Genomic DNA, 12,437 nt, shown 5'->3' on the forward strand with positions numbered 1-12,437 from the left:
GAAAATGTCGGATACCCGACACTCTTCCCCATCCGACCATGGACCTGCGCGAGGCGCTGCTGCGCTGCCTGCCCGAGCTGGCCTGGCCCGAGGCGCTGGACGCGCGGCTGCGCGCGCTGCTGCCCACCCGGCCGCTGGCCGCGGGCCAGACCCTGTTCGCGCAGGGCCAGCCCACGCAGGCCTTCTACCTGGTCGGCGAGGGCGAGCTGGAGGCGCGCCTGGGTGCCGCCGACGGCACGCTGTCCACGCTGGGCCATCTGCGCGCGCCCACGCTGTTCGGGCTGGCGGCCTTCGTCGCGCGGCGGCCCAGCAGCTACGAGGCGCTGGCCACGCGCGCCAGCCGGGTCTTCGTGATCGCCGAGCCGGCCTATGTGCTGATGATGGACCAGTGGCCTGGCTTCGCGCGCGCGCTGATGCGCGAGTTCGCGCGCCATTTCGACGGCAACCTGCGCCTGCTGCAGGCGGCGCGCCACCAGGGCGCGGCCGAGCGCTTCGAGCTGGCGCTGGCCCAGCTGGCGCGCGAGCGCGGCGGGCCGCCGGATGCGCAGGGCACCGTCGAGCTGCGCGCAACGCAGGCCGAACTGGCGCGTCTGGCGCACCTGTCGCGCCAGACGGTCAACGCGCTGCTGCTGCAGGCGCGCCGCGAGGGTCGGCTGACCCTGGGCTATGGCCGCATCCGCGTCGCCGCGGCGCGCTGAGCGCGGCGGCGCTCACTCGATGCCGCGCGCCTTCAGCCAGGCGATCTCCGCGTCGCCATCGTCGACCAGGCGCTCCCAGCCCTCGAAGCGGCCCAGCCCCAGCGAGCGCGCCATGCCCAGCAGCAGGCTCTGGCCCGGCGCGGGGTTGGCGGGCTGCAGCGCATAGACCGGGTCCTCGTAGGCACGCTCGGGCGGCACCACGGTCCAGCCGCGCTGCTTCAGCATCGCGATCACGTCGTCCAGCCACAGCGCGTTGATCAGGTTGTGGTGCAGCAGCAGCACCTGGGCAATGTCGCGTCCCTGCAGGCGCTGCGCCAGCGCGCGATAGGCCTGGGCGCGCTGCCAGACATGGTCCAGGTAGGCCTGGCGGATCAGCGTGAGGTCGGCCTGGGGGTCGCGCCGCAGCACCTGGACCAGCAGCGCGTTGAGCCGCCAGTCGCTGGTGTCCAGGCTCACGGAGGCGTTGCGCATCCCGCGCTCGCGCAGAAAGGCGCGCATGCCATCGCGCTTCTCCGCCGTGTTGCCCTCGCGCAGATAGGTGAAACGGAACCAGGGCTGGGCGCCGGGCAGCTCGCGGATCAGGGCCTGGCAGGCGTCGATCTCGGCCTGGTACTGCGCCAGGCTGAGCTGCGCGCTGTTCAGGTCCGGGTGGGTCATGGTGTGGTTGCCCAGCGCGTGGCCGGCCTCGCCCCAGGCGCGCGCCAGCGCGCGGCCCTCGGGCCGGTCCGCGCCGTTGGCGCCGGTCACGAACAGCGCCGCCTTCGCGCCATGGCGGCGCAGCGCGGCAAGCAGGGCCTCGTTGCGCTGCGCCGGGCTCATCAGCGGTGTGGTTTCCAGCTGCGGGCCATCGTCCAGCGTGATGGCGACGCTCTGCGCGCCAGCGCCGGTCATGGCGGCCAGCAGCGCGAAGCCGGCAAGAACGCAGTGGGGGCGCGGCAAGCGCCAGGGGATCAGGGCCATGGGCGGACTCCGGCAAGGGGGCCCCATGCTAAGGGCCCGCTTCGCGGATGCCGAAACTCAGGCCCCCAGCGCCGCCTCGATGTCGGCGCGCAGGCTGTCGGGCGCATCGTTGGGCGCATAGCGCTTGAGCACGCGGCCATCGCGGCCGACGAGAAACTTGGTGAAGTTCCACTTGATCGCCTGCGTGCCCAGCAGCCCGGGCTTCTCGGCTTTCAGCCATTGCCACAGCGGATGGGCCTGCTCGCCGTTGACCTTGACCTTGGCCATCATCGGGAAGCTGACCCCGTAGTTCATCTCGCAGAAGGACGCGATCTCGTCGTTGCTGCCCGGGTCCTGGCCGCCGAACTCGTTGCTGGGGAAGCCCAGCACGACCAGGCCGCGCCCCTGGTAGTCGCGCCACAGCTGCTCCAGCCCCTTGAACTGCGGCGTGAAGCCGCATTCGCTGGCGGTGTTGACGATCAGCAGCACCTGGCCCCGGTACTGGGCCAGGTCGGCCGGCCGGCCATCGATGGTCTGGGCCTGGAAGTCTTGGAGGCTGGACATGATGCGCCCTTCGCGCAGTGGGAACCGGCGCATCCTAGCGCCGCCGTCGCGGATCCGCCCGCGCGCGGACATCCGACCCGGGCCGCGGGGGCGGCGCGCGTCAGCGGCGCCGCTCCACCGCCGCCAGCAGCGCCGCGGCCAGGATGCACAGCCCGCCCACCGCGGTGCGGGCGTCCAGGCTGCCGCCGCCCAGCCACAGCGCGGACAGCGCCGCCGCCGGCACCTCGGTCAGCATGACCACCGCGGTGACATTGGCCGGCAGCCGGCTGGCGCCGTACTGCAGCGAAAGATTGGACAGGAAGAACAGCAGCGCCATGCCCGCCAGCGGCAGCAGCCAGGCCGGCGCCGGCAGCACGGGCCAGGCGACCAGGCCCTGGCCGGCCATCGCCAGCGCGGCGCCACCGGCCACGACCACGCCGCCGCTGAACATCGCCAGCGCGCGGCTTTCCGGGCTGGACGACGCCGACTCGCGGCGCAGCATCACGTTGTTCAGCGCGAAGGTGGCGCCGCCCAGGAGCCCCAGCCAGTCGGCCAGCCCGCTGGGCAGCGGGAAGCCGCCACCTTCCGGCAGCAGGATGGCCGCGGCGCCGCCCAGCGCCAGCACCACGCGCGCCAGCGACCAGCCGGACAGCGGCTCCTTCAGGATCAGGCGCGCCAGCAGCACGGCCCACAGCGGCATCAGATAGAACAACAGCACGACGCGCACCACGTCGCCAATCGACACGCCCCAGTTGAAGGCCGTGTTGGTGGTGCCGGCGGCCAGCAGCACCAGCCACAGCGCCGGGCGGCGGCGCAGCTCGCGCAGCGCGCCCGGATAGCGCAGCAGGATCACCAGCCAGGACAGCGTGTACATGATCACCGTGGTCCACAGCGGATGCAGACCGCCCTGCTGAAACTGGCGGAAAGGCCACCAGGACAGACCCCAGACCAGGGCGTTGAAGACGAGAGCGAGAACAGGCATGGGCGAAAGAAAACCCCGCCGCATGACGCGGATGGGAGGATGGGCGCCCAAGCGGGCCGGCAGGGCGCGAAAGCGGTTGGTCTGCCGCAACATCCCCCCAGAAAGGGCTGGCTGCACCGGGGGCTCGCGCCAACAATCGCCAGGGTTTATAGCATGGCGCAAGACCTGGCCCCGCTTTCCAATCGGCTCGCTTATCCTTGGGTGCCCCGGGGTAGGCGGTGGCGCATTGAAGTGCCGCGGGGCGGCAGGGACAACTGACTTTAGGAGAGCCCGACTTGGACCATCATCTGGCCTGCTTCAGCACCGAGGATTCGCGGACCGTCACGGCCCCCGAGGGGCCTTATCGGTGGCGCCTGCTGGCCCAGGGGGATTCTTGGTTCTCCGCCTCGGCCGCCAAGCTCAATGCGCATGCCAACCTGCTGCAGGAGCTGGTGTTCAAGGAACAGGTCGCGGCGGTGAACTGCGCCGGCCAGCGCGAGGCACTCGCGCGGCTGGTGGATCTGACCGCGGCCGCGGACTTCCGTGCGCTGCTGTGCGGCGACGGCGCGCCGACCTGGGATGGCATCCTGCTCTCGGTCTGCGGCAACGACCTGGTCCAGGCCCTGCAAAGCCCGGCGCTGGACCCCCAGGGCCAGGAGGTGCCGCTGCACCTGCGCCTGCTGCGCCGCCAGACCGAATGGGGGCCGCCGTCGGCCGGCGTGGGCCGTTATTTCTCGGAGCCCGGCTGGCAGACCTTCGCCGACTACGTGAAGGCCAATCTGCGCCACCTGCTGGGGCTGCGCGACAGCGGCCCGTCGGCCGGCCGGCCGGTCTTCCTGCACTGCTATGCCGTGCCGGTGCCGCGCCCCGCGGGCAGCGAGGACGGCAGCGGCCCCTGGCTGCTGCCCACGCTGAAGGCCTATGCCATCCCGTCCGCCGACTGGGCGGCCGTGAGCCGGCTGCTGGTGCTGCGCCTGGCGCAGCTGTTCAAGTCGCTGATGGCCGACCGCGAACAATTCCCCGGCCTGTTCGTGTTCGATTCCACCGCGGTGCCGCTGGCACCGGCCACCCCGGGCAGCGGTGGCATCAGCGGCGACTGGCACAACGAGATCCATCTGAACCACAGCGGCTGCTTCAAGATCGGCCGCGCCTGGTCCGAGCACATCCAAACGGTGCTGACCCATGGCGGCCTGCCGGCCGCGCCGGCCCCGTCGAGCGGGCGGCGGCGCTCTTCCTGAGCGCCCCCAACCTGCCGCTCCGCGTCAGGTCAGTGCTTGTCCGAACGGGCGATCGCCAGCAGGCGGTCGACCTCGTCCTTGTGCTGCACGCAGTTGTGGCGATGCCAGCGGCCGATCAGCCACATCGTGGCCGCGACCACCAGGCCGAAGATGGTGATGGCGCCGAAGGCCGACATGCCGAAGCGGGTCAGCATGGTGTAGAAGGCGCCCAGACCCAGGATGCAGGCCTGCTCGTTGAAGTTCTGCACCGCGATCGAGCGGCCGGCGCCCATCAGGTTGTGGCCGCGGTGCTGCAGCAGCGCGTTCATCGGCACGACCAGGTAGCCGCCGATCGCCCCCAGCAGGACCAGGAAGGGCGCGGCGACCCAGACATTGCTGATCACGTTCATGAAGATCACCAGCAGGCCCATCGCGACGCCCAGCGGAATCACGCCGGTGGCGCGGTCCAGGCGCATCGACACCGAGGCCACCACCGCGCCCACCGCGGTGCCGATCGCGACCACGCCGACCAGGCCCGAGGCCTGCGTCGTGCCATAGCCCAGCGCCGCCGCCGCCCAGGCCAGCACGATGTAGCGCAGGTTGCCGGACACGCCCCAGAACAGCGTGGTCGTGGCCAGCGAGATCTGCCCCAGCTTGTCCTGCCACAGGCGGGAGTTGCAGGCGGCGAAATCGCGCACCAGGCACAGCGGGTCGCTGCTCATGGGTTGCAGCGCGGTGTCGGTGCGCGGGATGCGCAGATTGAACAGCGCCGCCACGACGTACAGGCTCACCAGCGTGGCGATCGCCGCCTCGGGCGGGGTGTCGATGCCGGTGTCTATCATCGGCAGGTCCACCGCCAGCAGCATCGCGGAGACATGCTCGCCGACCAGTTGGCCACCCAGCAGCACGCCCAGGATGATGGAGGTGATGGTCAGGCCCTCGATCCAGCCGTTGGCCTTGACCAGCTGCGACGGCGGCAGCAGCTCGGTGAGGATGCCGTACTTGGCCGGCGAATAGGCCGCCGCGCCCAGCCCGACGATGGCATAGGCCAGCAGCGGGTGCAGGCCCAGCAGCATCATCAGACAGCCCACGACCTTGATGCTGTTCGAGACGAACATCACCTTGCCTTTGGGCACCGCGTCGGCGAAGGCGCCGACGAAGGGCGCCAGCACCACGTAGAACAGCGCGAACATGGGCACCAGCGCGGCACGCTGCCATTCGGCGGCGCCACTGCTGCGCAGCAACTCGACGGCAGCTACAAACAGCGCGTTATCAGCCAGCGAGCTGAAAAACTGCGCCGACATGATGGTGTAAAAGCCTTTTTTCATGGACCCAAGCCCGGAACTACACGGAGAACACGCCGGGCCCGGCCAAGTGGCGAAGCGGCAAAGCGGCTGCGCCGGCTTTATAGCATGCACACCTGAGCGGGACGTGACCCGCCGCATCCGCTGCGGGGAAACCCGGCGGGCGGTGCAGGCACAATTCCAGCCATGCCACGCCCCATCGAAGCCCTGATCCACCAGCCCGCGCTGGCCCACAACCTCGCCCGTGCCCGCAGCCTGGCGCCCGACGCGCAGGTGCTGGCCGTCGTCAAGGCCAATGCCTACGGCCATGGCATTGCCCACGCCTACGAGGCGCTGCGCAGCGCCGACGGCTTCGCGCTGCTGGACCTGGACGAGGCCCAGCTGATCCGCGAGCTGGGCTGGCGCGGCCCCATCCTGCTGCTGGAAGGCTGCTTCGAGGCGCGCGACCTGGAGCTGTGCTCGCGCCTGCGCCTGTGGCATGCGGTGCACTGCGAACAGCAGATCGACTGGCTGGCCATGCACAAGACGCACGAGCCGCACCGCGTCTTCCTCAAGCTCAACAGCGGCATGAACCGCCTGGGCTTCACGCCCAGCGCCTTCCGCGCCGCCTGGACGCGGCTCAACGCCCTGCCCCAGGTCGACGAGATCTCGCTGATGACGCATTTCTCCGACGCCGATGGCGCGCGCGGCATCGCGCACCAGCTGGCCGCTTTCCGCAGCGCGACCGACGGGCTACCCGGCGAACGCGCGCTGTCCAACAGTGCCGCGGTGCTGCGCCATTGCAGCGACGCCGACGTGCGGGGCGACTTCGTGCGCGCCGGCATCATGAGCTATGGCTGCGCGCCGGACTTCCCCGAACACGACATCCACCACTGGAACCTGAAGCCGGCGATGACGCTGCGCTCGCGCATCATCGGCACCCAGCAGCTGCAGCCTGGCGACACCGTGGGCTATGGCAGCACCTTCCGCGCCGAGGCGCCGATGCGCATCGGCGTCGTCGCCTGCGGCTATGCCGACGGCTACCCGCGCCACTGCCCCACCGGCACGCCGGTGCTGGTGGACGGGCAGCGCACGCGCACCGTGGGCCGCGTCTCCATGGACATGCTGGCCGTGGACCTGAGCGAACTGCCCGCGTCCTGCGGCTTCGGCAGCGAGGTCACGCTGTGGGGCCAGGGCCCGCGCGGCCAGGTTCTGCCCATCGACGAGGTGGCGCTGGCGGCCGGCACCATCGGCTACGAGCTGATGTGCGCGATCACGCGGCGCGTGCCGGTGCACGTCGAGCCCCTGGCCTGAGCCCCTGCCCCGGGCCGCGCGGCGATGCACCTGGACTGGCAGCCGGCGGACTGGGAGCTGGAGATCCACGCGATCCGTGCCTCCGGCCCGGGCGGGCAGAACGTCAACAAGGTGGCCAATGCGGTGCACCTGCGCTTCGACATCCGCCGCTCCAGCCTGCCCGCGGTCATCAAGGAACGGCTGCTGCAGCTGGCGGACCAGCGCATCAGCCAGGACGGCGTGGTGGTGATCAAGGCGCAGGAGTCGCGCAGCCTGGAGCACAACCGCGCCGACGCGATCGCGCGCCTGGTCGCGCTGGTGCGCAGCGTGGCCCACACGCCGCGCCCGCGCCGCGCCACCCGGCCCACCTGGGGCTCGCAGCAGCGCCGCCTAGCCGGCAAAGCCTTGCGCGGCGCGGTCAAGGCGGGGCGCGGCAAGGTGGAACTCTGAGCGCCCCGACGACCTGCGCTCAGCCCGGCGCGCCGCGCATCAGCACCGTCGTGTAGCGCACCTGCAGCTGGCCGCCCTCGGCATGGCGGGCGAAGACCTCGTCCAGCCGCGCCGTCGCCGCCCGCCCGGCCGGCGTGTCGCGTGCCGGCATGTAGGAGCGCGAGAACGCCAGCGCCAGCAGCCCGTCGCGGTCCAGCGCGTGCGCGTGCGGCCACTGCCGGGTCTCGAAGCCGGCCGCGCCGAAGAAGTCGTCCACGCCGCGGCGTTCCTCGTGCGCCACCAGCGCGCTGCGCTTCGCGCCGCCGAATTCGGCGAACAGCGCGTCCAGCGCCTGGTGCAGCGGGTCCCCACCGACGCGGTCATTCCAGACCAGCGCCACCTGCCCGCCCGGCGCCAGCACGCGCCGCGCCTCGGCGCGGGCGCGCGGCACGTCGAACCAGTGGAAGGCCTGGGCGGCGGTGATCAGGTCCACCGAGCCCGCGGGCAAGGGGATGGCTTCGGCCGCGCCGGCGGCGCTGCGATAGCCGGGCGATCCGCCCAGCATCGCATCACAGGCCGCGCGCATGGGGGCGCCGGGCTCGACCGCCCAGACTGTGCCGAAGCGCGCCAGCAGCGCCCGGGTCAGCAGACCGGACCCGGCCCCCAGGTCGGCCACCGTGGCCTCGGCAGCCGGGCGGGCGATCCCGTCCGCCAGCGCGTCGATCAAGGCGCGCGGATAGTCCGGGCGCGCGGCCATGTAGTCGCGCACCTTGTCGTCAAAGATCGCGCCGACGCCGCCCTGCGGCTGGTAGAGCGCGCGCAAGGCGCGACCGGTGTCCGTCATCTCGAGTCTCCCGGCATCAGGGGTCCGGAACGGCATTGGACGACGGGCACGGCCGACGCGCCATCCGGGTCAGTCCGAAGCGCCTTCGGGCACGGAGGCGGCTGGCCGCGCCGGCGCGCCCTGGGGCGAGCGCGTCGCCGCATAAATGCTCCCCAGGCACAGCGCCATGCCCGCGAGCGACAGCGCACCGGGCCGCCAGCCCTCCAGCAGCGCCGACAGGGCCAGCGCGATCACCGGGATGATCACGCCGGTCAGCGCGGCGCGCGCCGGCCCCTGGCGCTGGGCCAGCTTGAAATAGAGCACGAAGGCGATCACCGAGCCGGCCACGGCCAGGTAGAGCAGGCTCAGCAGGTAGGAGGCGCTGAGCTCCAGGCGCAGGCCCTGGCCGCTGAGCAGCGAGGCCAGCAGCAGGAAGAGCGCGCCATAGCCCATGCTCCAGGCCAGCACGGGCACCAGGGCCAGGCCGCGGCGGGTCAGGGTCAGCGTCAGCACATTGCCCACGCAGGCCGCGAGCACCGCCAGCAGCCCCAGGCCCAGCCCCAGCAGCGCGTGGGGGCGCTCGCCGGTGGCGGCGATCTCGGGCCAGAAGATCAGCACCACGCCCGCCACCCCGCCCGCCGCCGCGACCAGGAAGCGCCGCGACACCGTCTGGCCGAAGAACAGCCGCCCCGACAGCGCGTTGCCGAACACCATCAGGCAGAACAGCACCGCGACCAGGCCGCTGGGGATGTGACGCTCGGCCTCGTAGACCGACACATAGTTGCCGCTGTACTGGACGATGCCGGTCGCCAGCATCAGCCCATGCGCCGAGCGCGGCAGGCGCAACGACTGACCCTGCCACCGCGCCAGCCCGGCCAGCATCAGCGCCGCGAGCAGGAAGCGCCAGCCCACCGAGTTCAGCACCGGCACGCCGGAGGCCAGCTGGTAGAGGATCACATGCCAGGTGCTGGCCCAGATCAGCGTGGGGCCCCAGAACAGCCAGCGGTCGGAGAGCTTGGACATCACAAGAGGACGAGCAGACGGGCGAACGGACAACAAAGAGGCCGCCCGCGGGCGGCCTCGGCGTGCGCAACGGGAAACCGGGCGCGGCTCAGGCGGCCTTCTTGAACGAGGCCAGCAGCAGGCCGGCGCCGACGAAGAGGCTGCCGAAGACCCGGTTCAGGGCCTTCAGGTGGGATTCCGAGCGCAGCGCCGACAGCACGCGCGAGGCCAGCACGGTGTAGCCCGCCATCACCACCAGGTCGGTGAAGGCCAGCGTGGCACCGATCACCGCGTACTGCGGCACCAGACTCTGGTGCAGGTTCAGGAACTGCGGCACCACGGCGAGCAGGAAGACCGTGCCCTTGGGGTTGACCGCGTTGATCGCCCAGCCGCGCAGCACCAGCTGGCGGCGCGTGACTTGGGTGGGCTCGCTCAGCTCGGCCACCAGCGGCTTGGCCGGCGCGCGCCACTGCTGCACGCCCAGATAGACCAGATAGGCCACGCCCAGCCACTTGACGATGGCGAAGCCCAGCGACGAAGCCGCGATCAGTGCGCCCAGCCCGGCCCCCACCAGCAGGATCTGCGTCAGGATGCCCAGCACCAGGCCGAAGGTGGTGAAGTAGCCGCGCCGAAAGCCATGGTTGAGCCCCGAGCTCATGGCGGCGATCGCGCCCGCGCCGGGCGACAGGCTGATGGCCCAGGAGGCCGCGAAAAAACCCAACCAGACCGAGAACTCCATGGCGTGACTCCTTGCGAGGAACCGCGGTTTTAGCACGAGGCGGCCGCCATGGCGAAGGCCAGGGGTTATGGCGCGGGCCCGATTCGGAATGCCCGTGGCGCGGACGGCGCCGAATAATCCGCCCCCATGGCCTTCACGCCCAGCGACCCCCAAGCCCCCGCCGCCGCCGCGGCGCCCATCGCGGCCGCCGCGCTGTCCGCCCCGCTGCTGCTGGGCTTCATCCTGGCCTATTTCCTGCTGCTGCTGGGCGTGGCCTGGTGGACCTCGCGGCGCGCGGACAACGAGAGCTTCTTCGTCGGCAACCGCAGCAGCCACTGGGGCCTGGTGGCGTTCGGGATGATCGGCACCTCGCTGTCGGGCGTGACCTTCATCAGCGTGCCCGGCATGGTGGGCGGCAGCGGCTGGGCCTATTTCCAGATCGTGCTGGGCCAGTTCGCGGGCTATGCGGTCGTGGCCTTCGTGCTGCTGCCTCTGTATTACCGGCTGCAGGTGCGCTCCATCTACGCGGTGCTGGAGCAGCGCCTGGGCCCGGCGGCGCATCGCACCGGCGCGGCCTTCTTCATCCTGTCGCGCACGCTGGGCGCCACGGCGCGGCTCTACCTGGTGGTGCGCGTGCTGCAGGACCTGGTGCTGGAACGCATGGGCCTGCCCTTCTGGTTCAGCGCCGCGGTGGTGCTGCTGATGATCCTGCTCTACACGCTGGAGGGCGGCGTGAAGACCATCGTCTGGACCGACACGCTGCAGACCAGCGGCATGCTGGCGGGGCTGGTGATCTGCGTGGTCTTCCTGCTGCAGTCGCTGCAGCTGGACCTGGGCGGCGGCTGGCTGGCGCTGCGCGAGGCCGGGCTGGCGAATGTCTTCGTGACCGACCCGATGAGCGCCGGCTTCTGGGCCAAGCAGCTGCTGGCCGGCGCCGCGATCGCGGTGGCCATGACCGGTCTGGACCAGGAGATGATGCAGAAGAACATCTCGGTGCGCCGCCTGGCCGACGCGCAGAAAAACATGATGGTGATGGCGGCCATCATGCTGGTGGTGGTCGCGCTCTTCCTCTTCCTCGGCGGGCTCTTGAGTCTGTTCGCGCAGCAGCAGGGCCTGGCCGCGCGCGGCGACCGGCTCTTCCCCGCGGTGGTGCTGCAGTACCTGCCGACCTGGGTGCAGCTGGTCTTCGTGCTGGCGCTGATCTCCGCGCTGTTCCCCAGCGCCGACGGCGCCATCACCGCGCTGACCTCCAGCACCTGCCTGGACCTGCTGCGCCTGCAGGCCCGCCCCGATCTGGACGACGCCGCCCGCGCCCGCGTGCGCCGCCGCGTGCACCTGGGCTATGCCCTGGTCTTCCTGCTGCTGACCCTGGTCTTCCGCTGGCTGGACGACCCCAGCATGGTCAACCTCATCCTCAAGCTGGCCGGCTACACCTATGGGCCGCTGCTGGGCCTGTTCGCCTTCGCGCTGCTGGCCCGCCGTCCGCTGCGCGATGGCAGCCTGCCCTGGGCCGCGCTCGCCGCCCCGGCGCTGTGCTGGGTCATCGACGCCCACCAGGCGTGGCTGTTTGGCGACTACCGCATGGGGCTGGAGTTGCTGCTGCTCAATGCGGCACTGACTTACGGGGGGCTGTTCTTGGCGTCCCGGGCCTCCCCCCCCCGGCCCAGCCGCTAGAGTCTCACCCCTGCAGGACCGCCCCAGGTCCACAGGAGAGAGAGTTGAGCACTGGACCCCGCCGGCGACCCGATCCGGCCCGCGCGCTGCGCCGCTGGGAGCAGCAGACCGTGCAGACCCTGCGCCGCGAGCGCTGGCTGCGCTGGCATGTGTCCCTGATCGCGCTGCTGATGCTGCTGCTGCTGATGGCCGGCGGCGCGCTGCTGCGCCTGCTGGGCGTGGAATCGCTGGCCTTGCGCTATGCGCTGCTGCTGCCGCTGGCCTATCTGAGCTATCTGGGCCTGCTGCGGCTGTGGGCCGGCTGGCTGATGGGCCGCAACACGGGGCCCGACACCGTGGATGGCCTGGACCTGGCCGCCGACCTCGCGGCCGACCTGACGCTGTCGCGCGGCGGCCCGCCGGTGATGCTCAGCGGCGGCGGTGGTGATTTCGGCGGCGGCGGGGCGAGCGGCGATTTCGGCTCGGCGCTCGACGTCGCGGGCGACGTCGCCGGCGGCACGGTCAAGCTGGGCGGCGAGCTGCTGGACAGCGACGAAGGCGCCGTGGTGGCGCTGCCGCTGGTGGCCGTGCTGGCGATCGGCGCGCTGCTGGTGGCCCTGCTGGGCGTGGGCGTGTTCGCGCTGTTCGGCGTGGACGTGCTGCTGGCGGTGGCGCTGGAGGTGGGGCTGGCCGGCTTCGCGGGCGGCTTTGCCTGGCGCCGCCAGCGCGAGGGCTGGCTGACGCGCGCGCTGGGCAAGACCTGGCGCGCGGCGCTGGCGATGCTGGTGCTGGGCGTGCTGCTGGGCGCGGCCATCGACCACTGGGCGCCGCAGGCCCAGTCGCTGCCGCAGGTGCTGCGGATGATGACGCGCTGAGCG

General features: G+C 71.6%; 13 protein-coding genes. 6 read left to right on the plus strand and 7 right to left on the minus strand.

Annotation, left to right across the window (positions count from 1 at the left end; genetic code table 11):
- Window positions 1-38 precede the first annotated feature (38 nt).
- On the plus strand, window positions 39-698 hold the full coding sequence (locus tag LZ017_RS04430) for a Crp/Fnr family transcriptional regulator (protein ID WP_241298863.1): 660 nt from the start codon (window positions 39-41) through the stop codon (window positions 696-698).
- 12 nt (window positions 699-710) lie between these two features.
- Here the strand turns inward: LZ017_RS04430 and LZ017_RS04435 are convergent, their stop codons facing one another.
- From LZ017_RS04435 to LZ017_RS04445, 3 genes are all read right to left on the minus strand, one after another.
- The gene (locus tag LZ017_RS04435) at window positions 711-1,658 is read right to left on the minus strand and encodes a polysaccharide deacetylase family protein (protein WP_241298864.1); all 948 of its coding nucleotides are present in this window, start codon (window positions 1,656-1,658) and stop codon (window positions 711-713) included.
- Window positions 1,659-1,715: 57 nt separating this feature from the next.
- A complete protein-coding gene (locus LZ017_RS04440) occupies window positions 1,716-2,201 on the minus strand; it encodes a glutathione peroxidase (RefSeq protein ID WP_241298865.1) in 486 nt (161 codons plus the stop codon).
- 100 nt (window positions 2,202-2,301) lie between these two features.
- Complete coding sequence (locus LZ017_RS04445) at window positions 2,302-3,162, minus strand: DMT family transporter (protein WP_241298866.1); 861 nt, start codon at window positions 3,160-3,162, stop codon at window positions 2,302-2,304.
- 275 nt (window positions 3,163-3,437) lie between these two features.
- Here LZ017_RS04445 and LZ017_RS04450 point away from each other — a divergent pair, with 275 nt between their 5' ends.
- Window positions 3,438-4,379, plus strand: coding sequence for a hypothetical protein (locus LZ017_RS04450; RefSeq protein WP_241298867.1), 942 nt, complete (start codon window positions 3,438-3,440; stop codon window positions 4,377-4,379).
- Window positions 4,380-4,408: 29 nt separating this feature from the next.
- Here LZ017_RS04450 and lplT read toward each other — a convergent pair whose 3' ends face one another.
- Complete coding sequence (gene lplT, locus LZ017_RS04455) at window positions 4,409-5,686, minus strand: lysophospholipid transporter LplT (RefSeq protein WP_241298868.1); 1,278 nt, start codon at window positions 5,684-5,686, stop codon at window positions 4,409-4,411.
- Window positions 5,687-5,848: 162 nt separating this feature from the next.
- Here lplT and alr point away from each other — a divergent pair, with 162 nt between their 5' ends.
- Window positions 5,849-6,955 (plus strand): alanine racemase, encoded by a 1,107-nt coding sequence (gene alr / locus LZ017_RS04460; RefSeq protein WP_241298869.1) that lies wholly within the window; start codon window positions 5,849-5,851, stop codon window positions 6,953-6,955.
- A 24-nt stretch (window positions 6,956-6,979) separates the two neighbouring features.
- The gene (arfB, locus tag LZ017_RS04465) at window positions 6,980-7,384 is read left to right on the plus strand and encodes an alternative ribosome rescue aminoacyl-tRNA hydrolase ArfB (protein WP_241298870.1); all 405 of its coding nucleotides are present in this window, start codon (window positions 6,980-6,982) and stop codon (window positions 7,382-7,384) included.
- 19 nt (window positions 7,385-7,403) lie between these two features.
- On the opposite strand, the gene LZ017_RS04470 is transcribed toward arfB, so the two are convergent.
- From LZ017_RS04470 to LZ017_RS04480, 3 genes are all read right to left on the minus strand, one after another.
- A complete protein-coding gene (locus tag LZ017_RS04470; RefSeq protein ID WP_241298871.1) occupies window positions 7,404-8,207 on the minus strand; it encodes a class I SAM-dependent methyltransferase in 804 nt (267 codons plus the stop codon).
- A gap of 69 nt (window positions 8,208-8,276) precedes the next feature.
- Window positions 8,277-9,209, minus strand: a complete 933-nt coding sequence (locus tag LZ017_RS04475) for a DMT family transporter (protein WP_241298872.1) — start codon at window positions 9,207-9,209, stop codon at window positions 8,277-8,279.
- A gap of 88 nt (window positions 9,210-9,297) precedes the next feature.
- Window positions 9,298-9,927, minus strand: a complete 630-nt coding sequence (locus tag LZ017_RS04480; protein WP_241298873.1) for a LysE family transporter — start codon at window positions 9,925-9,927, stop codon at window positions 9,298-9,300.
- A gap of 126 nt (window positions 9,928-10,053) precedes the next feature.
- On the opposite strand from LZ017_RS04480, the gene LZ017_RS04485 reads away from it, so the two are divergent.
- Together LZ017_RS04485 and LZ017_RS04490 are read left to right on the plus strand one after the other, a co-directional pair.
- Window positions 10,054-11,580: a sodium:solute symporter gene (locus LZ017_RS04485; RefSeq protein ID WP_241298874.1), complete on the plus strand. Its 1,527-nt coding sequence runs from the start codon at window positions 10,054-10,056 to the stop codon at window positions 11,578-11,580.
- A gap of 44 nt (window positions 11,581-11,624) precedes the next feature.
- Complete coding sequence (locus LZ017_RS04490; RefSeq protein WP_241298875.1) at window positions 11,625-12,434, plus strand: hypothetical protein; 810 nt, start codon at window positions 11,625-11,627, stop codon at window positions 12,432-12,434.
- The last annotated feature ends 3 nt before the right edge of the window (window positions 12,435-12,437 follow it).

It is taken from the genome of Pelomonas sp. CA6, assembly GCF_022549225.1.
Taxonomy (GTDB): domain Bacteria; phylum Pseudomonadota; class Gammaproteobacteria; order Burkholderiales; family Burkholderiaceae_C; genus Roseateles.

What these genes read in the sequence shown, in the direction of transcription:
- LZ017_RS04470 (WP_241298871.1), bottom strand. Translation starts at nt 8,207, where the DNA reads ATGACGGACACCGGTCGCGCCTTGCGCGCGCTCTACCAGCCGCAGGGC.
- lplT (WP_241298868.1), bottom strand. Translation starts at nt 5,686, where the DNA reads ATGAAAAAAGGCTTTTACACCATCATGTCGGCGCAGTTTTTCAGCTCG.
- arfB (WP_241298870.1), top strand. Translation starts at nt 6,980, where the DNA reads ATGCACCTGGACTGGCAGCCGGCGGACTGGGAGCTGGAGATCCACGCG.
- LZ017_RS04435 (WP_241298864.1), bottom strand. Translation starts at nt 1,658, where the DNA reads ATGGCCCTGATCCCCTGGCGCTTGCCGCGCCCCCACTGCGTTCTTGCC.
- LZ017_RS04445 (WP_241298866.1), bottom strand. Translation starts at nt 3,162, where the DNA reads ATGCCTGTTCTCGCTCTCGTCTTCAACGCCCTGGTCTGGGGTCTGTCC.
- alr (WP_241298869.1), top strand. Translation starts at nt 5,849, where the DNA reads ATGCCACGCCCCATCGAAGCCCTGATCCACCAGCCCGCGCTGGCCCAC.
- LZ017_RS04475 (WP_241298872.1), bottom strand. Translation starts at nt 9,209, where the DNA reads ATGTCCAAGCTCTCCGACCGCTGGCTGTTCTGGGGCCCCACGCTGATC.
- LZ017_RS04430 (WP_241298863.1), top strand. Translation starts at nt 39, where the DNA reads ATGGACCTGCGCGAGGCGCTGCTGCGCTGCCTGCCCGAGCTGGCCTGG.
- LZ017_RS04480 (WP_241298873.1), bottom strand. Translation starts at nt 9,927, where the DNA reads ATGGAGTTCTCGGTCTGGTTGGGTTTTTTCGCGGCCTCCTGGGCCATC.
- LZ017_RS04440 (WP_241298865.1), bottom strand. Translation starts at nt 2,201, where the DNA reads ATGTCCAGCCTCCAAGACTTCCAGGCCCAGACCATCGATGGCCGGCCG.
- LZ017_RS04485 (WP_241298874.1), top strand. Translation starts at nt 10,054, where the DNA reads ATGGCCTTCACGCCCAGCGACCCCCAAGCCCCCGCCGCCGCCGCGGCG.